The organism is Mesorhizobium sp. M0621 (genome assembly GCF_040320745.1).
Taxonomy (GTDB): domain Bacteria; phylum Pseudomonadota; class Alphaproteobacteria; order Rhizobiales; family Rhizobiaceae; genus Mesorhizobium.
In genome coordinates this window covers 1-26,684 of sequence record NZ_JAMYQF010000029.1, presented here as the reverse complement: position 1 = coordinate 26,684, position 26,684 = coordinate 1, and the positions used below count along the sequence as shown (strand labels likewise).

General features: G+C 63.5%; 23 protein-coding genes. 12 read left to right on the top strand and 11 right to left on the bottom strand.

Annotation, left to right across the window (positions count from 1 at the left end):
* Window positions 1-110 precede the first annotated feature (110 nt).
* The 4 genes from NKI38_RS19835 to NKI38_RS19820 form a co-directional block, all read right to left on the bottom strand.
* Window positions 111-857 (bottom strand): GntR family transcriptional regulator, encoded by a 747-nt coding sequence (locus NKI38_RS19835; protein WP_352659879.1) that lies wholly within the window; start codon window positions 855-857, stop codon window positions 111-113.
* A gap of 330 nt (window positions 858-1,187) precedes the next feature.
* The gene (gene rpe / locus NKI38_RS19830) at window positions 1,188-1,865 is read right to left on the bottom strand and encodes a ribulose-phosphate 3-epimerase (protein ID WP_352659878.1); all 678 of its coding nucleotides are present in this window, start codon (window positions 1,863-1,865) and stop codon (window positions 1,188-1,190) included.
* A gap of 223 nt (window positions 1,866-2,088) precedes the next feature.
* On the bottom strand, window positions 2,089-5,943 hold the full coding sequence (locus tag NKI38_RS19825) for a DUF7929 domain-containing protein (protein ID WP_352659877.1): 3,855 nt from the start codon (window positions 5,941-5,943) through the stop codon (window positions 2,089-2,091).
* A 10-nt stretch (window positions 5,944-5,953) separates the two neighbouring features.
* Complete coding sequence (locus NKI38_RS19820) at window positions 5,954-8,179, bottom strand: NHL repeat-containing protein (protein ID WP_352659876.1); 2,226 nt, start codon at window positions 8,177-8,179, stop codon at window positions 5,954-5,956.
* Between the two features lie 213 nt (window positions 8,180-8,392).
* Between NKI38_RS19820 and dnaK the strand changes: the two genes are divergently transcribed.
* The 9 genes from dnaK (at window position 8,393) to NKI38_RS19775 (ending at window position 16,065) form a co-directional block, all read left to right on the top strand.
* On the top strand, window positions 8,393-10,309 hold the full coding sequence (gene dnaK, locus NKI38_RS19815; RefSeq protein WP_109667494.1) for a molecular chaperone DnaK: 1,917 nt from the start codon (window positions 8,393-8,395) through the stop codon (window positions 10,307-10,309).
* Between the two features lie 213 nt (window positions 10,310-10,522).
* Window positions 10,523-11,653, top strand: coding sequence for a molecular chaperone DnaJ (gene dnaJ / locus NKI38_RS19810; protein ID WP_352635397.1), 1,131 nt, complete (start codon window positions 10,523-10,525; stop codon window positions 11,651-11,653).
* Window positions 11,654-11,822: 169 nt separating this feature from the next.
* Window positions 11,823-12,425: a phospholipid N-methyltransferase PmtA gene (gene pmtA, locus NKI38_RS19805; protein WP_352659875.1), complete on the top strand. Its 603-nt coding sequence runs from the start codon at window positions 11,823-11,825 to the stop codon at window positions 12,423-12,425.
* Window positions 12,426-12,781: 356 nt separating this feature from the next.
* Window positions 12,782-13,378, top strand: a complete 597-nt coding sequence (locus NKI38_RS19800; RefSeq protein WP_352659874.1) for an NADPH-dependent FMN reductase — start codon at window positions 12,782-12,784, stop codon at window positions 13,376-13,378.
* Window positions 13,375-14,088, top strand: a complete 714-nt coding sequence (gene pyrF, locus NKI38_RS19795; protein ID WP_352659873.1) for an orotidine-5'-phosphate decarboxylase — start codon at window positions 13,375-13,377, stop codon at window positions 14,086-14,088. Before NKI38_RS19800 ends, pyrF begins: the two co-directional genes overlap by 4 nt.
* A gap of 29 nt (window positions 14,089-14,117) precedes the next feature.
* The gene (locus NKI38_RS19790) at window positions 14,118-14,405 is read left to right on the top strand and encodes a DUF1330 domain-containing protein (protein WP_352608664.1); all 288 of its coding nucleotides are present in this window, start codon (window positions 14,118-14,120) and stop codon (window positions 14,403-14,405) included.
* A 421-nt stretch (window positions 14,406-14,826) separates the two neighbouring features.
* Window positions 14,827-15,147 (top strand): ArsR/SmtB family transcription factor, encoded by a 321-nt coding sequence (locus tag NKI38_RS19785; protein ID WP_352608663.1) that lies wholly within the window; start codon window positions 14,827-14,829, stop codon window positions 15,145-15,147.
* Window positions 15,144-15,611 carry an SRPBCC family protein gene (locus NKI38_RS19780; protein ID WP_352659872.1) on the top strand — a complete coding sequence of 156 codons (468 nt, stop codon included), beginning with the start codon at window positions 15,144-15,146 and terminating at the stop codon, window positions 15,609-15,611. Before NKI38_RS19785 ends, NKI38_RS19780 begins: the two co-directional genes overlap by 4 nt.
* A gap of 43 nt (window positions 15,612-15,654) precedes the next feature.
* Window positions 15,655-16,065 carry a GFA family protein gene (locus NKI38_RS19775; protein ID WP_352659871.1) on the top strand — a complete coding sequence of 137 codons (411 nt, stop codon included), beginning with the start codon at window positions 15,655-15,657 and terminating at the stop codon, window positions 16,063-16,065.
* Window positions 16,066-16,181: 116 nt separating this feature from the next.
* Here the strand turns inward: NKI38_RS19775 and NKI38_RS19770 are convergent, their stop codons facing one another.
* The 6 genes from NKI38_RS19770 to NKI38_RS19745 form a co-directional block, all read right to left on the bottom strand.
* Window positions 16,182-17,255, bottom strand: coding sequence for a D-alanine--D-alanine ligase family protein (locus NKI38_RS19770; RefSeq protein WP_352659870.1), 1,074 nt, complete (start codon window positions 17,253-17,255; stop codon window positions 16,182-16,184).
* A 123-nt stretch (window positions 17,256-17,378) separates the two neighbouring features.
* The gene (locus tag NKI38_RS19765; protein ID WP_352659914.1) at window positions 17,379-18,260 is read right to left on the bottom strand and encodes an SMP-30/gluconolactonase/LRE family protein; all 882 of its coding nucleotides are present in this window, start codon (window positions 18,258-18,260) and stop codon (window positions 17,379-17,381) included.
* The gene (locus NKI38_RS19760) at window positions 18,260-18,901 is read right to left on the bottom strand and encodes a 2-dehydro-3-deoxy-6-phosphogalactonate aldolase (protein WP_352659869.1); all 642 of its coding nucleotides are present in this window, start codon (window positions 18,899-18,901) and stop codon (window positions 18,260-18,262) included. Before NKI38_RS19760 ends, NKI38_RS19765 begins: the two co-directional genes overlap by 1 nt.
* Entirely contained in the window at window positions 18,898-19,857 is a 960-nt protein-coding gene (locus tag NKI38_RS19755) for a 2-dehydro-3-deoxygalactonokinase (protein WP_352659868.1), read from the bottom strand. Before NKI38_RS19755 ends, NKI38_RS19760 begins: the two co-directional genes overlap by 4 nt.
* Window positions 19,854-20,621 carry an SDR family NAD(P)-dependent oxidoreductase gene (locus tag NKI38_RS19750; protein ID WP_352659867.1) on the bottom strand — a complete coding sequence of 256 codons (768 nt, stop codon included), beginning with the start codon at window positions 20,619-20,621 and terminating at the stop codon, window positions 19,854-19,856. Before NKI38_RS19750 ends, NKI38_RS19755 begins: the two co-directional genes overlap by 4 nt.
* A 269-nt stretch (window positions 20,622-20,890) precedes the next feature.
* The gene (locus NKI38_RS19745) at window positions 20,891-22,240 is read right to left on the bottom strand and encodes a putative bifunctional diguanylate cyclase/phosphodiesterase (protein ID WP_352659866.1); all 1,350 of its coding nucleotides are present in this window, start codon (window positions 22,238-22,240) and stop codon (window positions 20,891-20,893) included.
* 338 nt (window positions 22,241-22,578) lie between these two features.
* Between NKI38_RS19745 and gshB the strand changes: the two genes are divergently transcribed.
* From gshB to NKI38_RS19730, 3 genes are all read left to right on the top strand, one after another.
* Window positions 22,579-23,520 (top strand): glutathione synthase, encoded by a 942-nt coding sequence (gene gshB, locus NKI38_RS19740; RefSeq protein ID WP_352659865.1) that lies wholly within the window; start codon window positions 22,579-22,581, stop codon window positions 23,518-23,520.
* A 208-nt stretch (window positions 23,521-23,728) separates the two neighbouring features.
* Entirely contained in the window at window positions 23,729-24,319 is a 591-nt protein-coding gene (locus tag NKI38_RS19735) for an NAD(P)H-dependent oxidoreductase (RefSeq protein WP_352659864.1), read from the top strand.
* Window positions 24,320-24,562: 243 nt separating this feature from the next.
* Window positions 24,563-26,095 carry a YifB family Mg chelatase-like AAA ATPase gene (locus NKI38_RS19730; RefSeq protein WP_352659863.1) on the top strand — a complete coding sequence of 511 codons (1,533 nt, stop codon included), beginning with the start codon at window positions 24,563-24,565 and terminating at the stop codon, window positions 26,093-26,095.
* 361 nt (window positions 26,096-26,456) lie between these two features.
* Here NKI38_RS19730 and NKI38_RS19725 read toward each other — a convergent pair.
* On the bottom strand, window positions 26,457-26,684 hold a 228-nt coding region (locus NKI38_RS19725; protein ID WP_352659862.1), incomplete at its 5' end, for a transposase.

Below are 26,684 nucleotides of genomic sequence, written 5' to 3'. Positions count from 1 at the left end.
TGGCGGCGAAGAGTTCGCGGTTCTTGGCCGCGCCGTCAAGACCGCAGACGCGGTTCACGCCGGCCGGTTTGCCGGCAATGGGGTGTAAAAGACCGCGGGAAAAATAACTGCTATCGCCGGGCGCGTTCGGCCTTGCCGGCGATCGCCTTTGTAACTTCGTCCTGCTCGAGGCGTTTCATGCACATGGCGGCGGTCAGTTGGTAGTGGTTGATCAATGCCTCGACGGCGCCGTCGGCATCGCCGTCGAGGGCACGTTCGGCGATCAGGCGATGCTCACCGAAATCATCGCGTTGGACGCCTTCGCCGTCATTGGCCATTTGCCGGTAGCGATAGGCGTGATCGGAAAGCTGATCGCAGAACCCGATCAGCCATTGCGACCGGCAGGCCGAGATCAGCGCCCGGTGAAAGATACGATGCAGCCGCTCCCAATCCGGATTGAGCGAGAAGAGATTTTGCGGCGAAAGCCGTGAGGCGCGGCCCAGGCGATGCAGCGCCAGCACGAGTTGTTCTTCCCATTCGGCGGTGCGGTGGGCGATGGATTCGCGAAGCGCCCGCTCCTCGAGCCAGCAGCGGGTGCGCGTCAGTTCCTCAAGCTCAGACGCGCTGATCGGCATGATGAAGAAGCCGCGCTGGTCGTGGCGGCCGAGAAGCCCTTCCGAGGCGAGGCGATTGAGAGCCTCGCGGACCGGGGACGCGCCAGCCCCATATTTGGAGACCACCCATTCGACCCGCAGCTTGCTCTCGGCTTCAAGAACACCGCCGAGAAGATCGTCCCGCAATTGCTGATAGACCGTGCTGGCAAGCGTGCTTTTGGGTCCTGCAGCGTCGTCGTTCAGATTGGCAGCTCCGTATGTCATAGCGACTCCTTGTCCCCAAAACTTGTCTTGGGCAATTCGAGTCCGGCAGCATTCGCCTTTTCGTACTTGTACCCTATAACGCGTGCCGTCGCGTGCTCAAAGCAGAAGATCACGCTATTGTACTTTAGCACAAAGGAATATGCGGCATTCCGGCGTGCGATGCTGTAATTTCGCGTATTCTCACAACCTGCGGAAACTTAACATGTTTTGTATGCACGCAGAATCATCCGTCTTTTGTACGCGCGCAATTATCTATTCTGCCGTGCGATAGGCTGCGAACCCACGAATCGAATCAGATCGCAGCTCCGGATTGACGGGGAAGGCAGTGAGTTAGCCGGCTGCGTTGTCGGCTGCCGTCCTGATCGCTTGAATGTTTGCCTGGTAAGCTTCGACGCTGCCGCCCTTGAAGATGGCGGCGCCTGCCACCAGCACGTCGGCGCCGGCGGCGGTGACCAGCGGCGCGGTTTCGGCCGAAACCCCGCCGTCGATCTCGATGCGGATCGGCCGGCTGCCGATCAGCGCCTTGACCCGTTTCACCTTGTCGACAATCGCCTGAATGAAGGCCTGGCCGCCGAAGCCCGGATTGACGGTCATGATGAGGATCAGGTCGAGCCGGTCGAGCACGTATTCGATCGCGCTTTCCGGCGTTGCCGGATTGAGCGACACACCGGCCTTCTTGCCAAGGTTCCTTATGGTCTGCAGCGAGCGGTCGAGATGCGGCCCGGCCTCGGCATGCACCGTCAAGCCGTCGCAGCCGGCCTCGGCAAAAGCGGCCAGATAGGGGTCGGCCGGGGCAATCATCAGATGGCAGTCGAAGAAGGCCTTGGTGCGGTTGCGGATCGCCTTGATCACCGGCGGGCCAAAGGTGATGTTGGGGACGAAATGCCCATCCATCACATCGAGATGAATCCAGTCGGCGCCGGCCGCCACAACCGCTTCGACCTCATCGCCGAGTTTGGAAAAATCCGACGCCAGCACCGAGGGTGCGATCAGGGTCTTTTTGCTCATGGGTGCGGCCTTTCCGAGCGCCCTTTTCGTCAGAACACTCTATCGACTGCCTAATGCGCTCCAGCCGACTTGTCGAGGGCGCAGGCGTGGCGGCTGCACGGGCTGGGGGTGGCGTTGCGGCGCCTCCGATCGTGTTGCGGCCAATTTCCGCTTGCCCCGGAGCCATGAAGAAAAACCCGCCGGATTGCTCCGGCGGGTTTCTGGTCTGGCGTCGAGCAGATGGTTATTGCTGCTGGAGTTTCAGGGTCCTGTCTGGGACCGGATCCTGCTGCTGATCGACCTGCGGCTTGCGCCGCGGCAGCAACTGCTGCAGCACATTCGGGTTCAGCAGGCCCGGATTGAGTTCCAGCGACGGTTGCCCGCGGACCGGCCGGCAGTTCGGATAGCGCCCGATCGTGCCTTCCGGGCAGCGCCGCCTGATGATCGGCTGGCACTGGCCATTGATCATCTGCGAGCCCGGTGCGCATTCCACCTCCTGCCTGGGCTTGCGGCATGCACCGTCGATCACCTCGGTCCCACGCGGACAGACACACTCGCCGCGCTTGTTATGGACCTGGCCGCGTATGTCGCACTGCTCCTGCGTCGGCTGCTTGCGCCGGCAGGCATTGCCTTGCACCTCGGTACCCCTTGGGCAGACGCAATTGCCGTTGGCGTCGTGGACCTGGCCACGAATGGTGCATTGCTCCTGCTTCGGCTGGATCGGACGGCAGGCGCCATTGCGCACCTCAGTCCCTCTTGGGCAGACGCAGTCTCCATCCGCGTCGTGGACCTGGCCACGGATGGTGCACTGCTCAGGCTTCGGCCGGATCGGACGGCAGGCGTTGTCCCTGACTTCCGTACCCTTGGGGCAGACGCAATCGCCGCCGGCATTGTAGACTTGGCCACGGATCGTGCACTGCTCAGGCTTCGGCCGGATCGGACGGCAAGCGCCATTGCGCACCTCGGTCCCTCTCGGGCAGACACAATCGCCGTCCGAATTGTGGACTTGGCCACGGATCGTGCATTGCTCGGGCTTGTCGGTCCTGACGCATTTGCCGTTCTCAAGCCCGGTTCCGCGTGGGCAGACGCAGCGTCCGTCCTCGGTGCGTATCTGGCCTTCGAGCAGCACGCAGCGCTTCGGCTCTTCCGGCTTTGGCACGATACCACCGCCCGGCGAGCACTGGCCGTTGCGGAAGGTCGTGCCGGCCGGGCAGACGCAGCGGCCGGCATCGTTCAGGACGAAGCCTGCCGAGCATTCCTTCTTCGTCTCCTGACTGATGGTGAAGGGATGGCAGGCATAGGCTTTGCCGCGATCGCCCTGGATGTTGGCCTGATCGCCGGAGAGCACGTCGCCGCCTTGCACCCGTGTGTCGGGAGACAGGACGCCGACGCAGTTCTGGCCGCTGACGTTGCCTTGCAGATTGGCCAGGCGGCCGTCGTCGGGAATGACCACGGTGACATGGTGCACCTGGCTTTCGCCTGCGCCGAGCGTCAGGTTGGCAATGCAGGACAGCGGCAAGCTTGTCGGTTCCGGCGAGCAGCCGAAGGGCGGATCGATCGAAGTGATCTCAACCCCTTCCAGCCTGCCGAGACCCTCCACGCCGATCGCATCACCGATGCGGACCGGCCCGGAGAAGGGGCTTGTGCCGTCGTTCGTGATGGTGATCTCGAACGAGCAGCGTTGGCCGAGCTTGCATTCGCGGTCGCCGGTCTTTTCGACACGGATGGTCGAAGAGCCGCCGCCCTTGGCGCAGGCCTGGCCGATCGGATAGACGATGTCGTCGCCCGGCGCCGGACCATACGAACCGCGCGCGCAGTTCTCGAACGCGCCGTTCGCAGAAACCATCACGTCGAAGTGGCGGCTGGTTCCGGGTGTCATCACGGCACCGGGGATCTGGCACGACAGCGCATTGGCCGGAACCGGTCCGCACGCCCATTCCGCGCCGTCAGGAGTGACGGACTGGATCTGGACGGGCGCGCCGCCGGCCACCAGCGTGGCGGCATCGTTGACCCGCACCGGACCGGTGGGGGCAGCGGTGCCAAGGCTGATGACGGTGATGCGGCAAGAGATGACCGCGGCACCGGCGAGCGAGCCGTTGCACACCTTGGTGATGCGCAGGGTCGGCTTGCCGCCATTGGGATGACGGAAACGTTCCTTGGCGCAGGCCTTGTTGTTGGTGAGGTCGTTTTCACCGGGGATGGCCTTCACCAACGCACAGTTCTCCACCGAGTCCGACTGGTAGCCGGCCGGCATGACCGCCTTGACAACGATCGGTGTCGAGGCGCCCGGAGGCAGCGAGATGCCCGCATTGTCGCAGCGGAACTGGCCGGGGCCATTCGGTCCGCATGTCCAGGGCGGGCTCGGGCCGAAGGTCGAGGAGGACGGCGCGCCGCCCGGATAGCTGTCGATCACCGTCAACGGCCCGTTATAGGTTGATGTGCCGTTGTTGATGATGTCGATCACGAAGTAGCAGATGCCGTCGGCCGTGCAGACCGGGATGCGGGCACGCTTCTTCAGGATCAGGTCGACCTTCTTTTCGACCGGCGGTCGGCAGTCACGGTCGCCGCGCCGGCAGATCGGGATCGAGGCACAGCCGCGATCGTTCGACTGGCTGCCGAAAAGCGGCTTGCCGCTGGCCCCATAATTATAGGTAGCGCAGTTGCGCAAGACGCTGCCTTGCCAGCCCCCGGCCGGCTTGAAGCCGAGCTTGAGGTCGACGGAGTCCCCCGGATTGAGCGTGGTCACCGGATAGGTGCACGTCATCGGGGTGGTGCCGGGCACGCAGACCCAGGGCGGATTGGGCCCTGAATCGAGCGTCGAGCCGGCCGGAAGCGTCACCTCGTCGAGCACGATCTTGCCGTGGTAGGCACCGGTGCCGACATTGGTGACCCTGATGGTGAAGTCGCAGCCGCCACCCATCGTGCAACGCGTCACGTCGGCGCGTTTCTCGACCTTGAGGTCCGGCTCCTTGTCCTTGGGCGGGCACCTCTGGTCGCGCGGGATGACGATGTCGATCGTCTGCGTGCAGCACAGGCCCCAACCTTCCTTCGGACCGGCATAGGTTTCGATGCCGGTGACGATAAGGTGGATGACGTCGCCAGGCGACGCGCCGACGATCTTCCAATTGAGCACACCGCCGCCCGCCGGCACCAGCTGGGTGTCGGGGATGATGGTGATGCCGGGTGTGGTTGTCGACACCTGCACCCACTTGCCGCTCATCTCCGCGCCGACCGGCATGTGGTAGATGAAGGCGCCGCCGCCGGGCACGCAATCGACCGTGCCGCGTTCCACCTTGAAGCATTCCTTGCCTGGAGGTGGCGGTGGCGGGTTGCACTTGGTGACATCGATCTTGATCGAGGTCTTCACGCCGGTCTTGAAGTCGCCGTCGTCGGGCTTGCTCGGATCCTGCGACGGGATGATGGTCCCGGTGCCCGGTCCGGCCGTCACCTTGATCATGCCCCGGTTGTCGACGATTGCCGGCGCCAGAAATGCCGCATGATCGATCTTGGCCGTGATCTTGAAGTTGATGACGCGCTCGTTGGGCGCGCCGACGCCGTCGAGATCGGACGTGGAGATGCGGAAATCGGAAACCGTGGCAGTATCGTTCGGATTTGCCGACGTGCTGATCGTCGCTCCCGGCAGCGGTCCGCCGGACGAATCCGTGCCGTCGCCGGACACATTGACGTTGACGATCTCAAGACCGTGCGGAAGCTGGTCCTTGAAGTCGACCCTGACCTTCTTCAGCCTGGCCTCGAGGCTCGGGTCGGCAAGGCCCTGCGGATCGCCGCGCAGCCCGAAGCTCAGCGAATAGACGACATAGTCGCAGCCTCGTTGCGTGCCTTTCTTGGTGAAGAAGGGCACGACCCGGTCGGGCCTCGGGGTGATGACGCGCGAACTGTCGAGATCGAGCTTCAGCTCCGGGGTGCTCGGGGCGGCGTCTTCCGCAAAGCCTTGCACCGGGGTGAGCATGGCGACCGCGATACCGGCCGCCATCAGCCAGCGCGCACCGCGCCTGGCGTATGACAGGGGTTTCATGATCGTCTCCATGACGGTTGTTTGAGTGTTCGTTTCGAACGGGGAGAGTGCGAGATTTTTCATCTTCCCCTCCTCAACGTTCGCAGCTGACGGCTGGGGTTCTGAGCGGCAAAGTCATCTTGCAGCAAGGGTAGTAGCCACCCTTGTCCTTGTCGGACTTCCTGTAGAAGCAGAGCCCGACGTCGACTGTGTCGCCCGGATAGTGGCCGGTGATGTCGATCGTGTAGGGCTTGCCGGGCGCATGCGACTGCCGGGTGGTTACCCCGACGCCGGGCGTCCTGGACTGGGCCTTGATCGAATCGCCGCCGAAGCCGGCATGGTCATGGAGATAGAGATCGGCCTCGAGGCCGGAAGGCGTGCAGTAGTACTGGACGTCGTCGACATCGAGACAGGGCGGCAGATTGCCGGGCGGAGGGAAGTCCGGCGGGTAGAAGGGAGGCAGATAGCCGCCCGGGATTTCTTCATAATAGCCAGCGCGGCCTTCACAAGGATGCCAGACGGCGACGTCGCCGACATGGCCCTCGACCTCCGGGTCTTGGAAATAGCTGTCGAAGTCGACGAACCAGGAGCCGAAGGGCGGCACATTGGCCGGCTTGACCAGCTCTTTCGGCGTGATCTGCACGCCGTGCACGGCGAGCGGCCCGCCGGCGGCGAGCTGTTCGGCAAGAGCCGGATTGTCGCGCAATTTGTCGCCGGTGTTGACCAGCGTCTGCGTGCAGACCGAGGTGTCGAGATTGCCGTCGGCATCATAACCGTATTGCAGGTCGAGACCGCCGGCCGACTGCCTGTTGCCCTGCGGGAAGCCGACCGCATATTCCTGCGGCACTTCGACCCAGACCGATTCCGTTTCCGGATCGTCCGGGTTCTCTCTGAAGTAGCGGATGACCTCGCCCTTGCCGGAATCGGCGAACTGGCTGTAGTCGTAGCGGTTTTCGACCGGGCCGCGCTGGGCCAGGTACATGAAGCCGCTGTTGTCGAAGGCGATATCGGTGACGGCGTAGTCCTTGTCGGCCTTGACCGTCAGCTCCCAGCGCGGATCGCCGGCAAAGGTGCCGTCGCGGGCAATGCCTACCGACCAGATTTCCGATTGTTCGCCGACCGAATAGTAAAGCCGGCCGCCATGATAGGACACAGCCCAGATGCGGCGCTCGTCCTGCGTATAGCCCCAGCTGTCGGGGTCTTCGCTGTCGAAAGCCGCGCCCTGTATATCCATCACCGAACCGTCGTCGGCGACCGGAGCCAACCCATGCGCCGGGCGCCCGGCAACGCCATGGTCGAAGCTGTCTATCAGCGCGCCGGTGGCGTCGATGCGATGGATCAGGCCAGTGTCGAGGTCGGAAGCGAAGAACTGGCGGTGGCTAGGATCGAAGGTGAGATTGCCGATGCCGGGACCGCTGTTGGTGTCGATGTCTGAAAACTTGGAGACCTGGCCGGTAATGCCGTCGATCTTCCAGATGGTGCCCGGCCCGCCACCGTTTTCGGTGCCGAACTGGCCATCCATGAAGGTGGCGCCAGCCGCGCCACGGCGCTGCCGCTCCGGCCTGCCATCATCGTCCGTATCAGGCGTGACGATGCGGATGCCGTGCAGCGAGGTGGCCCCGGCATAGAGATTTGGAATGCCCCATGGAACGCCGTCATCATAGGTGACGCCGAAGACCTGGCCGATCTGCTCTGCCGTCACCTCGAAAGGCGGCGGCGTATTGACGAGCTGGCCGGCGGCTGGCCCGCCCAGATGCGAGACGTCGAACACGCGCAAGGTGGCGCGCGTGGCGTCGATGAAGGTTTCGTCGACCGGATCGACGCCGGGCGGCAATCCCTCGTCGAAATTGGGAATGATGGTGCCGGAAAATCCGGTCACCGCCATGGAACCGGGATAGATGATCTGGGTTTCCTGCGCCTGCGCGGCGCTGCCCTGCCACAGGCTGGCGCTGAGCGTCAGCGCCAGCAATGCGCCGCCGACATGTGCGGCACGATGCAAATGTCCATCAAGAGACGACACGAACAAGCCGCGGATGCGAGACATGACATTCCCCCCGTAGTCGACGGGGGAAATGGCCGGTCTGGCCGCGCAAATCAGGGCAAGGCGCGGCGGTCCGGCTCGTTCTTCCCCGATCGAATTGTCTGCTTTCCTCATTGTCACGATACGCCTGCTCTTACGCAGGGTCAACGGAATCAGCGGAAAGCCCAGCGCATCGACTCCGTCCCGAAGGCGGTGGTCGCGCCGAACTTCTGTTGTTCCCGGAGACCGCAGAGCCTCTGGGTTATTGGTCATGGGGGCTTCCTTTCCGGGCCGCACCATGCGGCACCTGGAGATCAGTCGCAGGCGGAAGTGGAAAGGTTCATGGAAGCCTTGCGCAGAATGCTTGCGCGCGATGCAGCCTGTTCTTATATACGCGCCAAGCCGTTCGGCGCCGGAATGCCGGTTGCCGGAACGGGATTTCTTGTGAACAGGGGCTTTCGTCGGAATGCCTGTACGGGTCCTGAGAGCCTGCTTAGCGGAGAGACTAGAAAAATGGCAAAAGTAATCGGTATCGATCTCGGCACCACCAACTCCTGTATCGCCATCATGGATGGCAAGGAGCCGAAGGTAATCGAGAATGCGGAAGGCGCGCGCACGACGCCTTCCATCGTCGCCATCAGCGGTGACGACGAACGTCTCGTCGGCCAGCCGGCCAAGCGCCAGGCGGTCACCAATCCTGAAAACACCATCTTCGCGGTCAAGCGCCTGATCGGCCGCCGCTATGACGATCCGGTGACGGAGAAGGACAAGAAGCTTGTCCCCTACAAGATCGTCAAGGGCGACAATGGCGATGCCTGGGTCGAGGCCGGCGGCAGGAAGCAGTCGCCCTCGCAGATTTCGGCCATGATCCTGCAGAAGATGAAGGAAACGGCGGAAGCCTATCTCGGCGAGAAGGTCGAGAAGGCAGTTATCACCGTTCCGGCCTATTTCAACGACGCCCAGCGCCAGGCAACCAAGGATGCCGGCAAGATCGCCGGCCTCGAAGTGCTGCGCATCATCAATGAGCCGACGGCTGCGGCGCTTGCCTATGGCCTCGACAAGAAGGAAGGCAAGACCATTGCCGTCTATGACCTTGGCGGCGGCACGTTCGATATTTCGGTGCTCGAAATCGGCGACGGCGTGTTCGAGGTCAAGTCGACCAATGGCGACACCTTCCTCGGCGGCGAGGATTTCGACATGCGTCTGGTCGAGTACCTGGCGGCCGAGTTCAAGAAGGAACAGGGCATCGACCTGAAGAACGACAAGCTCGCCCTGCAGCGCCTCAAGGAGGCGGCTGAAAAGGCCAAGATCGAGCTGTCGTCGACCACCCAGACCGAAATCAACCTGCCCTTCATCACCGCCGACGCGACCGGCCCGAAGCACCTGACGCTGAAGCTGACGCGCGCCAAGTTCGAGCAGCTGGTCGACGACCTCGTCCAGCGCACGATTGCCCCTTGCAAGGCGGCGCTCAAGGATGCCGGCCTGAAAGCCGGCGAGATCGACGAGGTCGTTCTGGTCGGCGGCATGACCCGCATGCCCAAGATCCAGGAGATCGTGAAGCAGTTCTTCGGCAAGGAGCCGCACAAGGGCGTCAATCCGGACGAGGTCGTCGCTCTCGGCGCCGCCATCCAGGCCGGCGTGCTGCAGGGCGACGTCAAGGACGTGCTTTTGCTCGACGTGACGCCACTGTCGCTCGGCATCGAGACGCTGGGTGGCGTGTTCACCCGCCTGATCGAGCGCAACACGACGATCCCGACCAAGAAGAGCCAGGTGTTCTCGACGGCCGAGGACAGTCAGTCGGCCGTGACCATCCGGGTCTTCCAGGGTGAACGCGAAATGGCCGCCGACAACAAGGCGCTCGGCCAGTTCGACCTGGTCGGCATCCCGCCGGCGCCGCGGGGGGTGCCGCAGATCGAGGTCACCTTCGACATCGACGCCAACGGCATCGTCAACGTTTCGGCCAAGGACAAGGGCACCGGCAAGGAGCACCAGATCCGCATCCAGGCATCGGGCGGTCTTTCGGACGCCGACATCGAGAAGATGGTCAAGGACGCCGAGGCCAATGCCGAGACCGACAAGAAGCGGCGTGCGCTAGTCGAGGCCCGCAACCAGGCCGAAGCGCTGCTGCATTCCTCGGAGAAGTCGCTGAAGGAATATGGCGACAAGGTTTCGGAAACCGAGCGCACGGCGATCTCCGATGCGATCGCGGCGCTGAAGACCGCAACCGAGGGCGATGACGCGGCCGACATCGAGGCCAAGTCGCAGGCGCTTGCCGAGGCTTCGATGAAGCTTGGCCAGGCCATGTACGAGGCTTCGCAGAAGGAAGCGGCGGAAGCCGACGCCAAGGCGGACGCCGCCAAGGACAGTGACGTCGTCGACGCCGATTTCGAGGAAATCGACGAGGATGACGACAAGAAGAAGTCGGCCTGAACCGTTTGACGGCAAGATAGTGCGAAAAGCCCGGCGCAGAGCCGGGCTTTTTTGCAACCCTTTGCGGAAAAACAGCGGACCACGCCGAAAAAATGCGGGCAAAGCCGCGTCGACACTGGCATCGCGGTTCCATCGCACCTAAATCGAAGCGTCAGTGCCGGCAAGAGACGCAACAATGCTTGAAGACGTTGAGCATCCGGACAGCGGGAAAAAATGAAAGCTGATTTCTACGAGACGCTGGGCGTCCAAAAAGGTGCCGATGAGAAGGAGCTCAAGAGCGCTTTCCGCAAGCTCGCCATGCAGTTCCATCCCGACCGCAACCCCGGCGATCATTCCTGCGAGCACAAATTCAAGGAAATCAACGAAGCCTACGAGACGCTGAAGGACCCGCAGAAGCGTGCGGCCTATGACCGTTTCGGCCACGCCGCCTTCGAACAGGGCGGCATGAATGGCGGCGCGCAAGGCTTTGGCGCCGGCGGCTTCGCCGACATCTTCGAGGATATCTTCGGCGACATGATGGGCGGGCGCCAGCGCCGCTCGTCGGGCGGCCGCGAACGTGGCGCCGACCTGCGCTACAATATGGAAATCTCGCTGGAAGAAGCTTTTGCCGGCAAGACCGCGCAGATTCGCGTGCCGGCGTCGATCTCCTGCTCTGAATGTTCGGGCAGCGGCGCCAAGCCCGGCACCCAGCCCGTCACCTGCTCGATGTGCAACGGCCACGGCAAGGTGCGCGCCACGCAAGGCTTCTTCTCGATCGAACGCACCTGCCCGCAATGCCAGGGGCGCGGCCAGACGATCAAGGACCCATGCCCGAAATGCGCCGGCCAGGGCCGCGTCACCGAGGAGCGTTCGCTGTCGGTCAACATCCCGGCCGGCATCGAGGACGGCACCCGCATCCGCCTTGCCAATGAAGGCGAGGCCGGCCTGCGTGGCGGGCCGTCGGGCGACCTCTACATTTTCCTGGCGGTCAAGCCGCACGAATTCTTCCAGCGCGACGGCGCCGATCTCTACTGCAAGGTGCCGATCTCGATGACGACGGCCGCCCTTGGCGGTTCCTTCGAGGTGACGACGCTGGATGGCACGCAGACCAAGGTGAAAGTGCCGGAAGGCACCCAGAACGGGCGCCAGTTCCGCCTCAAGGGCAAGGGCATGCCGGTGCTGCGCCAGCCCAATATCGGCGATCTCTATATCCAGACCGCGGTCGAGACGCCGCAGAACCTGACCCGCCGCCAGCGCGAGCTGCTGGAGGAGTTCGAACAGCTCTCCTCGCAGGACAATTCGCCCCAATCGAGCGGCTTTTTCACCCGCATGAAGGATTTTTTCGAGTCCTTCGGCGAGCGTTGATGCACGTTGGCCAGCAGCGGAAACCGGTTTGGGCCGCGAAAATCGTGACCCACACCGTGTCTTGAGACGCGACGAAAATTATCTTATCCACGACATGCGCCTGGCCGCGCCTTGCCTTGCGCCGCTCAAGTGTTAAGTAACTTGAAGGGGAGCGCTGAGGAGAGCTTGCATGACACGTCCCGGACTGCGCAAGGCGCTTGCCGAAAAGTTCGACGACGAGCTCAAATTCTTCAAGGGCTGGATCGACAAGCCGAAGACGGTCGGCTCGATCGTGCCGACCAGTTCGATCACTGCGCGCAAGATGGCCTCGATCGTCAACCCGAAATCCGGCCTGCCGGTGCTTGAGGTCGGTCCCGGCACCGGTGTCATCACCCGCGCCATCCTGGCCCAGGGCGTGCGGCCCGAAAATCTCTACGCGGTCGAATATTCCACGGATTTCGTGCGCCACCTGCGGCGGCTCTATCCCGGCGTCAATGTCATCGAGGGCGATGCCTTCAACCTCAACGCCACGCTTGGCGAGAAGAGCGGGATGATCTTCGATTCCGTCGTTTCCGGCGTGCCGTTGCTCAATTTCCCGGTCGCCCAGCGCATCGCCTATATCGAGAGCCTGCTCGACCGCATCCCGGCCGGACGGCCGATCGTGCAGCTGACCTATGGCCCGATGTCGCCGATCCCGGCCGGCCGCGGCGACTACAGCGTCGAGCATTTCCATTTCGTCATCCGCAACATCCCCCCGACGCAGCTGTGGATATACCGGCGTGGAGCGCATTAGGTTCCTCGACGCACAATCGTTCGCGGTTCCTAGCGCTGGCTGCATACCTTGGCGATTGGCGGTAACATCTCTCACTTCGTCATCCACGGGCGGAGCAAGGAGCGCAGCGACGCGGCGCAGACCCGAGGATCCATGCCGCGACTTCCGGGCGCCGCTACGGTGCAAGATTCTGAACCGCGGCACTCTCCGACCACAGTCGCGGCATGGATCCCAGGGTCTCCGCGACGGAGCTTCGCTCCTGCTCCGCCCAGGGATGACGAAGTTCGGGGGCTTCTGCTAATCCCGATCGTTTTGTGGCTCCGATGCGTTGATTTGAGCCGTCCTTGGCTGTACCTGTCCGGGAACAAGGGTGGCCAATGGCAGTGATCCCGAAAATCCTCGTCTTCGCCGGCTCGGTGCGCAGCGGCGCCTATAGCGGCAGGACAGCCGACGTGGCACAAAAGGAACTCGCCATGCAGGGCGCCGAGGTGACCCGCATCTCGCTCGCAGACTATCCCCTGCCGATCCTCGACGAGGATCTGGAAAAGGAAAAGGGCGTTCCCGAAAACGCCCTGAAACTCGGCCGGCTGGTGATCGCCCATGACGGGCTGCTGATCGCCACGCCCGAATATAACGGCTCCATCCCACCGCTGCTCAAGAACACGATCGACTGGGTGAGCCGGGTGCGCAGGGATGGTGGCCGATCGGTCCGGCCGCTGGCCGGCAAGGTCGCCGGCCTCTGCTCGTCCTCCAGCGGCCACTTTGCCGGCATCCGCTGCATCAACCATCTGCGCGCCGTTCTGGTGCGCTGCCAGATGGAGGTGGTGACGCCGGAATGCTCGGTGCCGGAGGGCGGCGACGCCTTCGACGAGGATGGCCATTTCCGTGACGACAGACTGTACAAATCGATGGAGCACCTATGCCGCACGCTGATCGAGACCTCGCGCATGCTGTCCACCCGGATCGAGACATGATTGCCGGCACCATACGCGCCCAATCCATGCAGGAAAGGCTCATCGTTGGCCTCGACCTGCCGACCGTGAAGCAAGCCGAGCAGGCGGTGCGGGAACTCGACGGCGTCGTCTCCTTCTACAAGATCGGCTATCAGCTGGCCTTCGCCGGCGGGCTCGACTTCGCCAGGGAACTGGCCAGCGGCGGGACAAAAATCTTTCTCGACATGAAGCTGCTCGACATCGACCACACGGTGGCCAAGGGCGTCGAGAACATCGTCAAGATGGGCATGACCATGCTGACCATCCATGCCTATCCCAAGGCGATGGCGGCGGCGGTGGAAGCAGCGCGCGGCAGCGACCTTTGCCTGCTTGCGGTCAGTGTGCTGACCTCGATGGACGAGCAGGACGTGATCGACGCGGGCTACGAATATGACCCGCATACGCTGGTGCTGCGGCGCTCGGAACAGGCGCTGCATGCCGGCATGGGCGGCATCGTCTGCTCGGCGGCGGAGGCCGAGGCGGTGCGCCGCATCGTCGGACCCGATATGGCGGTGGTGACGCCCGGCATCCGGCCGGCCGGCAGCGACCATGGCGACCAGAAGCGCGTGGTGACGCCGGGACAGGCAATCCGCAACGGCTCCAGCCACCTCGTCGTCGGCCGACCGATCGTCGCGGCGGCCAACAAACGGGAAGCGGCCGAGGCCATTCTTGATGAAATGCGCTCGGCATAATTTCCCAAGAAAAAGTTCGGAGACAAGACATGCCCAAGGGATACTGGATCGCCCGCGTCGATGTGCGCGACGCCGAAGGCTACAAGGACTATGTCGCCGCCGCCAAGCCTGCCTTCGAGCGCTTCGGCGCGAAATTCCTGGCGCGCGGCGGCCAGCATGAAAAGGCTGAAGGCCCGGGCCGCGCACGCAATGTCATCATCGAGTTCGAATCGCTCGCCGCCGCACATGATTGCTACCACTCGCCGGAATACCAGCGCGCTGTCGCCATTCGCCAGAAGGTCGCCGACGGCGAGATCGTCCTGGTCGAGGGCGCCTAAAATCCGCCTGGAGCAGTTTTGACGAATCGCGGGTGTGACGGACGGCATACCTTGGCGATTGGCGCAAACGCCCAGCGCCTTCGTCATCCACGGGTCTGCGCTGCGTCGCTTCGCTCCTGCTTCGCCCAGGGATGACGAAGTTGGGAGGCTTCGGCCAATCTCGAACGCTTAGGATGGTCCACCAACGAACGATGAAATCTCGGCCGTCGATAGGCATCCTGTCAAATCCCTGCTGCAGCGCTAGTAGCAGGACTTCAGACGAAATCCTGCAGGTTTACGTCCGTACATGGCCGGCGCGGCCCGTCGCGCAATCAACGTCCGAGTCCGAATAGCCGCATCCAATCTTGCGAGGCCGGATAATTGCGCCAGTTGACATGCAGGTATTTGCCTGCATATTATACCCCACAACAGAGTGGGGACGATGGACGCCGACAAGGTTTTCAAAGCGCTGGGCGACCCGACACGCCGAAGGCTGCTTGACCTTCTGTGTGAGCAGAACGGGCAGACGCTCGGTCAGCTTTGCGAACACCTGGACATGGCACGGCAATCCGCCACCCAGCACCTCGACCTGCTGGAGGCGGCCAATCTGGTGAGCACCGTCAAGCGTGGTCGCGAGAAGCTGCATTTCATCAACCCCGTGCCGCTGCACGAAGTCTACGAGCGCTGGGTGCGGAAATTCGAACGGCAGCGGCTCAGCCTGCTGCACGACCTGAAGCAAGAACTCGAAGGAGACGACCAATGACCACCAAAGAGACGACCAGTTTTGTCTACGTGACCTATATCCGCTCGACGCCGCAAAAGGTGTTCGAGGCCATAATCAAGCCCGATGTCGCAAGGCGCTACTGGGGCCACGAGAACGTCTCCGACTGGAAGGCGGGATCGAAATGGGAGCACATCCGCGCCAATGACGAACGGACCCTCGAACTTGTCGGCAAGGTCGTCGAGATCTCGCCGCCGACCCGTCTCGTCATCACCTGGGCGAACGCCTCGCAGGCCGACGATCCGTCGAAGTACAGCCGGGTAACGTTCGGCATCGAGGAATACGACACCATGGTGCGGCTGACCGTCACCCATGACGAACTCGAAGCCGGCAGCGGCATGGCGAAAGGCATCAGCCAGGGATGGCCAGCGGTGCTGTCCAGCCTGAAATCTTTCCTCGAAACCGGCAGCGGCATCGACATTTCCGCCAAGCCGAAATCGGCTTGATGTCGCTCGAATCACGCAGAACCAAAGCCAGCGGAGAATGACAATGACCAAGCGCTATACCGGCGGCTGTGCATGCGGCGCGATCCGCTATGAAGCCAGCGGCGAGCCGATCTTCCAGAACCACTGCCAATGCATCGATTGCCAAAAGCGTAGCGGCACGGGCCACGGATCCTACATGACCTTCGGCCGGCGCGCCGATATGGCAATCACCGGCGAGGCGAGCACATGGCGCGTGGCGGGCGCCAGCGGCAACGAAAAGATCCACGCCTTCTGCCCAACATGCGGAACGCCAGTCTACCTGACATTCGTCGCCATGCCGGAGTTCATAGCGATCAATGCGACCAGCCTCGACGACCCCAGTGTTTTCGAACCGCAGGTGGTCACCTACACGATCCGCGGCCATGACTGGGACAGGATGGATCCGTCTTTGCAGGCGTTCGAGCGAATGCCGTAGGGATAGGTCCCGCCGATCGGGCCGCCTACGCTATTCCGTGAGTTAACAGCTCTCGTGGCGTGGCGAGTGCTCGTCACTGGCGAGCGCTTCCGCTTGGTGGCGTTCGGTTGGGCCGTCTAAACGCAGCGCTGCTGGCCGATCAGCCGGCTTGCCGCGGTTTCGGCCATGGCGTCAACGAGTTCGAGGCCCCATTGCTGGCGGCAATAGGCGCGGAAATCGAAGCAGGGCAGGCCGGGGCAGACCTCGAACTCGATGAGATGGACGGTGTCGTTGGCCTCGACCCTGAAATCGATCGAAAAAACGTCGCGCAGGCCGAGCCCGCTCATCAGCCGCTCGGCGATCACGCGAATCCTGGCGTCGGCGACCGGCTGGCTGTCGGCAACCGCAACGAGTTCCGGTTCGGCATAATGTCCCGCCGCCTTCGCCGCCTCGCCGGTGTCGCCGTAGAGTGCCAGGCTGTCCGCCATAGTCTGGAAATCCGCGCCTGAATCGACAAAGGCCACGCCGAGCGCTTCGACCCCTGCGCCCGGCACCAGGCCGAGAAAACTGGCGCGCACATTGCGGCCGGCGACATAGGGCTGGACGACGACGTCATCACGATAAGCGGCGAACACACGCCGGCTGAGTTCCAGCGCGTGGCCGAGGTCGCTGCAGCGCGAATCCGGCCAGATGCCGATCTTGGCGCCAAGCCGGTTCGGCTTGACGAACCAGCCGGCGGGCGAGGCCGGCGGCTCGACCAGCCATTTGCCGTCGCGTGCAAGCCCGGCCCGCGGCACCGGCAAGCCGAGCGCGCCAAGCACGGCGCCGGAGCGGAACTTGTCCTGGCAAAGCGCGAACAGCGCATCGTCGGCGCCGATCGTCTTGAACCCGCCCAGTCTCGCCAAAGCGGGTGCCGCGCCGCCTCGGAAATAGGCGATGCCATCGGTCAGCGTCCAGACCAGCGTCGTGCCGGGATCCTCGCCGGCGAGCACGCCTGCAGCCTCGTCAAGCGCCACCGGCGCGAAAGACAGGCCGCGTGCCTGGCAGGCGCGGCCGAGTGCTTCGAATTCAGGGGCGAAATCGGTCGACTGCGCCAGATAGGAGGCGATCTCAGCAGCGCGCTCTGGTGCATGACCGTCGGCGACCAGACGGTCGAAACAGGCCTTTTCCGGCTCATGGACGAGGATCAGTCTTGGCTTGCGGCTCGGCATGAAATTAACGCTTCCCGGCGGTGCGATCGCCTACCATCGCACGGTGAAGGCGTCAGGCTCTCGCGAAACCGACACGGCGCGGGCGCCTGCACGACAGCACACGGGCCGACCGCAGAATGCAGTTCAGGCGATCAGCACGCGCGGCTCGAAGCGGCCGTTGACCTTGATGTCGAGCAGGAAGGTCATGCCCGCCTGCGGATCGAGCTGGCGCTGCTTCTCGTCCTTACCCTTCCAGGCGGAAGTCACCGCCAGCCGGTCGGCGTTCTTGCCGACGAAGGCCGGACAGGATGGCTGCGTCACCGGCATCGGGATTTCGCGCAGCAGCACGCCTTCAGGCGAATAGGCCTTGACCACCTTGCCGCCCCAGACGGCATTCCACAGCACGCCGTCGCGGTCGACGACCGAGCCGTCGACAAAACCCTTGGACGAGCGGTGATCGATGAAGATTTTCGGTTCGCCGATGGGCAGGCCGGTGGCCGGGTCGCAAGCGATCCGCATCAGCAACCCGGTCGAAGTGTCGGTGTAGTAGGCGAGCGTGCCATCTTCCGAAAAGCAGATCGAATTGGAGACGGTGATGTCGGAAAACAGCTTGCGCAACTCACCCTTGAAAAACCAGTAGATCGAGCCCGCGCCCTTGCTCTCGTCCTTGGCCATCGTGCCCATCCACAAGGCGCCGCAGGGATGGACGCGCGAATCGTTGGAGCGCGTCAGCGCATTGTCGGCTTCGACAGGTGTATGCAGCGTCAGCCTGCCGGTCGCCACGTCGCGGACAAAAAGGCCGGTCTCGGTGGCGATCAGCTGGCGCTTGTCGTCGATGACGGCGATGGCGCTCGCCATTTGGCCAAGCTCATGGACGGTGGTCGAGCCGCCGGACAGCCGCTTTTCCAGAAGCTGGCTGTTGACGATGTCGAACCAGTAGAGCGTATCGGTGGCGGGATCGTAGCTCGGCCCCTCGCCGAGTTGGCAGACATGATCGGAAAAAACCGAAACGATGGCTTCGCTCATCATGCCTCTCCGCCGAACGTTGCATCCCAGGCTGTCACCGCCGCCTGGGCCCGCCCGGCCACCTCGTCGACGCTCATGCCCGGCTTGAACAGGCTGGAGCCCAGACCAAAGGCGGTCACGCCCGCCGCCTTGTAGCCGGCAAAATCTTTTTCGGAGACGCCGCCGACAGCACCGACCAGTGTTTGCGCCGGCAACACCGCGCGCATCGCGGAAATACCGGCAGCACCCAGCACGCTCGCCGGGAAGAACTTCAGCGCCGAAGCGCCTAGCTTGATCGCCAGGAAAGCCTCGGTCGGCGTGAACACACCGGGCATGGTGACCATGCCATAGTGCATGGCGCGCGCCATCACCTCGGCATCGATGTTGGGGCTGACCAGCAGCCGCCCGCCGGCCTTGTGCAGGCCATCGACATCGGCCGGCGTCAGCACCGTGCCGGCGCCGACCAGAGCCGTTTTCGGAAGCGCTTCGACGATCCCGGCGATCGACGAAAACGGCTCCGGTGAATTGAGCGGCACTTCGATCGCCTCGATGCCGGCGTCGAACAATGCTTGGCCGATGGCGACTGCCTCAGTCGGTTTCAGCCCGCGCAAGATGGCGACCAAGCCGCGCTTGAGCTTGGGAAAAGGTGCGGTCTGGCTCATGAGGCTGCTCCAATTCTGGCGATCATGCCGTTCTCGCGCGCGGCTTCAATGAGCCCGGCACGCACCGCTTCGTCGGCATCGACGACCCGGACTGCAAGCCCGGCGAGGCCGAGCGCCTCACTGTAAAGGGCGGCGAGCGCACCGGATGCCACCAGCACGACGGGCTCCGCGCCGGCGCCGTGACGACGGCTGGCCGAGGCGATCTCGCCACCGATCAACAGCCCGGACAGGCAGGCGGCGGCATCATCGGCTTTCAGATCCTGAAGCAGGCCGGCGGCGCGAATGGAAAACAGCCGCGAGGTGACATCGCCGCCTTCGGCCAGTGCGGTTTCGCACCAGCGGCGGAAGAACGGATTGTCTGCTGTGACGGGCTTCGGATGTTCGCCGAGTGAATGGCGCAGGATCGAGTGCGCGGCAAGCACGGAAAACAGTTCGCCGGTCGGCCAGGTACCAAAACCGACGACGGTGCCGTCCTCGACCAGCACCCATTTTGAATGGGTGCCGGGCATGCAGACCAACTGGCGCCCCTTGGCCGGCAGGCCGGCGCCGGCAAGTTGGGTTTCCTCGCCGCGCATGACGTCTGGCGCATCGGCCAGCCGCTGGGCAAGGCCCGGAACGATGCGGATGTCACGGCTCTGGCCGGGCACCTTGGCAGCACCGCCGAGAATGGCACTGAGCGGCGCCGGCACCGTCACGTACGGCGCTTCCAGCCAGCCCTGGCGGGAGCCGGCCATGCCGCAGATGATCACGGGCAGTGCTTCCGGTGCTCCCATCGCCGCCAGATGCCCTTCAAGGATGGTAGAAAAGCCCTTTTGCTGGGCGGTGATCAGGCCATCATCGCCGCGGCGTTCGGCTAGCAGCTTGCCTTGTCCGTCGACCAGCCAGACCCGCATGCGGGTCGTGCCCCAGTCGACGGCGGCGACCGCCGATGCGTTGCTGGCAAACTCCGGGCTCACAGGAAGCCTCCATCGACGATCAGCATCTGCGCGGTCAGCATGCGCGAGGCGTCAGAGGCCAGGAACAGCACCGTGCCGACGATGTCGTCGGGCTGCATCACCTGCTTGATGCACTGCTTGGCGACATGGGCGGCAAGCGCCTGTTCGGTCACCCAGAGTTCCTTCTGCCGCTCGGTGATCACCCAGCCCGGCGCGATGGCGTTGACGCGGATGCCGTCGACGCCGAGCTTGCCGGCCAACCCCTTGGTCAGACCAAGGATACCGGCCTTGGCGGCGGTGTAGGACGGCATGTCGGGATGGTTGATCAGGTAGGATGTCGAGGTGAAGTTGATGATCGAGCCGCCGCCGGCCCGCTTCATGCCCGGCGCTACCGCCTGCGCGGTGAAGAAATGCGGCCGCAGATTGACGGCCTGGTTGTTGTCCCAGAATTCGACCGTCACGTCCTCGACGGCGTGGCGTTCGTCCCATGCGGCATTGTTGACCAGCACGGTGACGTCGCCGTGCGCCTCTGCCGCCCTGGCTACCGAAGCCCGCAAGGCCTCGACGTCGCGCAAATCGGTCTTGAGATAGAGCGGCCGCCGCCCGAACTCCTTCTCGATGCGGTCGGCAAGTATCGTGCTTGGACCATCGGCGATATCGATGAAGGCGACATTGGCGCCCTGGCGCACAAACCCCTCGGTCAGTGCCGCGCCAATCCCGGAGCCGCCGCCGGTGATCAGCACCGAAGCGCCTTCCAGGTCGGCAAAATTCGCCGATGGCATCATATCTTTTCTCTCCGAGCGCATGACCCCGAAAATCGGATCGATTTTCGGAAAGGGATCATGCGCAAATATAAAATGCTACAACGTCCTTTGCGCGTCCTGAAGGAGGCGCGGCGCTGTAGCCAGACCGGCGCGCATCCTAGCCACGCAAGGCGCGCGGGCAAGGGCGAACCTTCGGATTTCTGGCCTTATGTCAGACAAAACGACAATGCGCCGCATCGGATTGCGCACAGTGGCATCATCGGGATTGGCGGCGGCTTCGAGACCAGCGATCAGATCGCCTTGGCGCGCAGGGCGCCGCGGAAAGAATCGCGGAGGTAGCCGAGCGTGGCGGCGGCATCGGCCGGCTTGCCGAACAGATAGCCTTGCCCGCCGGCGCAGCCGAACTGGACCAGACGATCGGCCTGCGCTTCCTGCTCGATGCCCTCGGCGACCACATCCATGCCGAGCCCCTCGCACATGGCGAGAATGGCGCGGATGATGTGTTCGGACGGCCTATCATCGAGAATCGAGGAGACGAAGGCGCGGTCGATCTTGAGCTTGTCGAAATGGAATTCGCGCAGGCGGCCGAGCGAGGACTGGCCGGTGCCGAAATCGTCGAGCGAAACGCGGATGCCGACGCGGCGCAGGTCTTCGACGATCTGCGCGGCCGAGGCCGGGTCGTTCATCAGGCCGGTCTCGGTGATCTCGATCTCCAGCCGGCGCGGATCGAAGCCGGTGCGATCGAGGATCGCCAGTATGTGCAGGCCGGTGTTCTGGTCGACGAGCTGCGAGGGTGACAGGTTGAACGACAGGAACAGGTCCTTCGGCCAGCTCCGGGCCGCCTCGGTCGCCTTGCGCAGCACCAGCTGCGACAGCGGGCCGATGATGCCGCGCTCCTCGGCGATGGGAATGAAGACGGTTGGCGGCACGGAGCCGAGGTCGCGATCGGTCCAGCGCGCCAGCGTCTCGAAGCCTATGGTGCGGCGCGTGTTGAGGTCGACGATGGGCTGGAAATGCGGTTCCACCTCGCCGGCCGAGACGGCGCGGCGCAGCGCCTGTTCGATGCGGGTGACGCGCTTGGCCGCCTCTTCCATCTCGCGGGTGTAGACGACGACGCGGCCACGCCCGGAACGCTTGGCGTGGTAGAGCGCCGTCTCTGCCTTGTTGATGAGGATCTCAGTGGTTTCGTCGCCCGAAGAGAACAGCGAGCAGCCGACCGAAGCCGAGAGCCTGGCGGTGCGTTCGCCGACATCGTAGGGCGCCGACAGGATCTCGATCAGCATGCGCGACTTTTCGGCCGCCGCTTCCTCACTGAACACCATCGGATAGAGAAAGGCGAATTCGTCGGCGCCGATGCGGCAGACCGTGGAGTAGCCGTCCATCGAGGCGCGCAGCCGCATCGCGACCTGGATCAGGATATCGTCACCGGCCTTGTGTCCGAACAGGTCATTGATCGGCTTGAAGCCGTCGAGGTCGAGGATGCCGACGGTAAAAGGTGCGGGGTCGTCGGCACGATCGCTGATCAGGCGATCGACCTTGTCGAAGAACCGGCGATGGTTGCCAAGCCCGGTCAACGGATCTGTGAATGCCAGATCCGTGCTCTCCCTGTTTGCCTGACCGGTGCCAAACGAAGTTTGCATCGGTGTCCCTGTTTTGTGACGTCGGAATTTATTTCGAGACTGGCAGCAAACCCTTTAGGAAACGTATCGCGAAATAGATTTTTCACGGGTAAAGCGCATGACCTTCGGGAAGGTCGAGACGGGTGCGTCAAACCTTTGTTTTCACGCACATCTTCAGCCGTTTCCCGCCGTTGGATGACGCGGCGCCTCGCCTTGTCTCCAGATGGCTGGCGAGATCGGGGGCCGACCTGGCTTTGCGGCTTGCTTATGCCAATCTTCAAAAGGTCGCGATTGGCAGACGCACAGTGAGCCTGTACAGGCAAGACAGTCGCCCCATCCGAGTCCGCCGGAGACCCGCCATGAAGCTGAAAATCGCCGTCCAGATGGACCACATCTCCACCGTGTCGATCGCCGGCGACACCTCGTTCGCGCTGTCGCTGGAAGCGCAACGGCGCGGCCACCAACTGTTCCATTACACGCCCGAGCGGCTGTCGCTGCGCGACGGCAAGGTGTTTGCCCGCATCGAGGAAATGCAGGTGCGCGACGAGAAAGGCAGCCACTATTCGCTGGGCGAGAAGGTGCGCACCGATCTGTCGGAGATGGACGTCGTCCTGCTGCGCCAGGATCCGCCCTTCGACATGAACTACATCACCACCACGCACATCCTCGAGCGCATCCATCCCGGGACGTTGGTGGTCAACGATCCGGCCTGGGTGCGCAACAGCCCGGAAAAGATCTTCGTCACCGAGTTTTCCGACCTGATGCCGGACACGCTGATCACCAAGGATCCGCTGGAAGTGGCCGCCTTCCGCAAGGAGTTCGGCGACATCATCATCAAGCCGCTCTACGGCAATGGCGGCGCCGGCATCTTCCATCTGCTGGAGGGCGACCGCAACCTTGCCTCGCTGCTCGAAATGTTCGGCCAGATGTTCCGTGAACCCTATATCGTGCAGCGCTATCTGAAGGACGTGCGCAAGGGCGACAAGCGCATCATCCTGATCGACGGCGAGCCGGTCGGCGCCATCAACCGGGTGCCGGCCGAACATGATTCCCGCTCCAACATGCATGTCGGCGGCCGCGCCGAAAAGACCGAACTGACGGAGCGCGAACGCGAGATCTGCGCCCGCATCGGGCCCTCGCTGAAGGAGCGCGGCTTCATCCTGGTCGGCATCGACGTGATCGGCGACTACATGACCGAGATCAACGTGACCTCGCCGACCGGCGTGCGCGAAGTCCAACGCTTCGGCGGCGCCGACATCGCCGGCCTGTTCTGGGACGCGGTCGAGGACAAGCGGAAGTAACCGTTTTCATTTTGTCTTAACATGTTCCGCTTTTGCAACCGGGCACAACCTGACCGCGACCGGGGCGGTTGCATGTTCCTGCAGTGTTCATGGTTTGACCAGGCGATTAGCGAAAGGCTTTTCCTTCCTCGCCGCTGACCTGCTGTTCCTTGTTGGTTGCGTGATCGCTAAATATGTATGTGTAGTCCGAAGCCTGAAGGCCCACGCCATGAAAATTAATGTCGTCTATGCGCATCCATTAGTCGACAGCTACCAGGCATCGCTCCACAAACGGGTCGTTCAGACCCTCAAGGCCAGGGGAGACGAGGTCGTTGATTTCGATCTCCATCAAATGAAGTTCGATCCTGTGATGCATGCCGAAGAAAGACGCGGCCACTTCGATCCTGCTCAAGCACCCGGCGACTTGCAGATTTACATCGATGCGTTGAGATGGGCGGAAGCTTGCGTTTTCTGCTTTCCCACATGGTGGTCGGGCATGCCTGCAATCCTGAAGGGCTATTTCGATCGAGTTTGGCGACCAGGGGTGGCTTACGAATTGCCGGCAGACGGTGGCACGATCAAGCCGGCGCTATTGAACATCCGGCGGATCGGCGTCGTTACCACATGCGGGTCGCCATGGTGGTATACCGAACTCTACATGCAAAACCCGGGGAGGAAAGTGCTGCTGCGAGGCCTCAAGACTATGTGCGGCCGCAACGTGAAGCACCTCTATTTGACGAAATATTCTGTCGAGAGCATTTCTTATGACAAAAGGGAAATGTTCGCCCGCAAGGTGGAGCGCCTGTTTGACAAATTCTAGCCATCCACGCTCGGGTATCTCATCCCTGATGCGAGCGAGCTTTTGACAAAGCGGGCGCTCGAGCTTCCGATCGAGCCCAACTTATGAACGCGCGTCCTTGCCGGCAGCATTCTTCACCGTTGTGAGGCGGCCACATGTTCTTGTAATGTTCTTGCCTAACTCTGAAATCTGTGGTTGTCTCCCTTGACTTCGCTCACACCCTGGTCGCCAGGGCATGGGCGAACCACTATCCGGGGGCAAGAAATGGTGGCGCGGGTTCGCACGGTCGCTTTCCAGGGCATCGAGGCCGTGCCGGTCGACGTGCAGGTGATGATTGCGCCCGGCAAGGTCAACATGCACATCGTCGGTCTTGGCGACAAAGCGGTCGCCGAAAGCCGCGAGCGGGTGCAGGCGGCGCTGCATGCATCGGGCCTGTCGATGCCGTCGAAGAAGGTCACGGTCAATCTGGCGCCCGCCGACCTGCCCAAGGAGGGCAGCCACTACGATCTGCCGATCGCGCTTGGCCTGATGGCGGCGTTGGGCGCCATTCCGGGCGACATGCTGGCCGGCTATGTCGTGCTCGGCGAATTGTCGCTCGACGGCACGATTGCCGCGGTCGCCGGCGCCTTGCCGGCAGCGATCGGGGCCAATGCCGAAGGCAAGGGCCTGATCTGCCCGTTCGCCTGCGGGCCGGAAGCGGCCTGGGCCGGCAAGGATATCGACATTCTGGCGCCGCGCAGCCTGATCGCCATCGCCAATCATTTTCGCGGCACGCAGGTGCTGTCACGGCCGGAAGCCGGCATCCACGCCGCGGCGCGCGACCTGCCCGACCTCGCCGACATCAAGGGCCAGGAGACCGCCAAGCGGGCGCTGGAAGTGGCGGCCGCCGGTGGGCATAATTTGCTGATGATCGGGCCACCGGGATCGGGAAAATCGATGCTGGCGCAGCGGCTGCCGTCGATTTTGCCGCCGTTGGCGCCAAAGGAACTGCTCGAGGTGTCGATGATCGCCTCGGTGGCGGGAGAACTCGGCGAGGGCAAGCTGACCGACCGGCGGCCGTTCCGCGCGCCGCACCACTCGGCCTCGATGGCGGCGATGGTCGGCGGTGGCATCCGCGCACGGCCGGGCGAAGTGTCGCTTGCCCATCATGGCGTGCTGTTCCTCGACGAATTTCCGGAGTTCACGCCGCAGACGCTCGATGCGCTGCGCCAGCCGCTGGAAACCGGCGACTGCATGATCGCACGCGCCAACCATCGCGTCACATATCCGGCGCGCATCCAGCTGGTCGCGGCGATGAACCCGTGCCGCTGCGGCATGGCCGGCGAGCCCGGCTATCGCTGCCTGCGCGGCGACCGCTGCCGCACCGACTACCAGGCGCGCATCTCAGGCCCGCTGCTCGACCGCATCGACCTGCGTATCGAGGTTCCGGCGGTCTCTGCCAGCGATCTCATCCGGCCGGACCGGGCGGAGAAAAGTGCCGATGTGGCGCTGCGCGTGGCCCGCGCCCGCACCATCCAGCGCGAGCGCTTCGAACGTCTCGGCGCTACCCGCGCTACCACCAACGCGCATTGCGTGCCCTCGGTCATCGAGGAGATCGCCATGCCTGACGCCGCCGGCCTGTCGCTGCTCAAGGATGCCAGCGAGAAGCTCGCCTTTTCCGCCCGCGCTTACCACCGGGTGCTGAAGGTAGCGCGCACACTGGCCGATCTCGACGCCAGCGAGACGGTCGGCCGCATCCATCTCGCCGAAGCGATCTCCTATCGCATGAGTTCGGAGCGCATGGCGCAGGCGGCGTAGATCCCTCCCCCTTGAGGGGAGGGTGGCCGCGAAGCGGTCGGGTGGGGTCGCCGAAGAATGCTCGGCCTTTTTTAAAACCGAGTGTGATCAAAAAGGGTGCAGCGATGACCCTCGAGGGCATGTGGTCTGAAGGGCGTCGGCGCGCTTCACGTCGGACCCCTCCCGGCCCTTCGGGCCACCCTCCCCTCAAGGGGGAGGGTGGCGCTTAGCCCGGATATCTCACACAGTCTTTCGGCGCGAGGCTGGCGGCAGCGATTTTGCCGGCGCTTGAGCTGCGGGCAAGGGATGTCGGCCGCTTGGAGCGGTTGGTGTGGTTCGGCGCTGTTTCCTTGCTGTTGACGGGAGGGGTGGATCGGGCCGCTCAGGCGGCGGCTGCCGAGAGCCGGGCATAGGTCAGGGCCCATTCGCGCTGGAAGGGGCAGGCGGAGTTCATGGCCAGCTTGATGCGGCGCACCGAGACGCTGACCAGGGCGCCGATCTTGAACAGCTTGAGCCGGATGGTGGCGCAGCTTGCCCTGGCGAGCCGTGTATCCACCAGGCCGATGCGGCGCAGCGCGCAAATCAGCACATAGGCCATCGAGGCGAACCA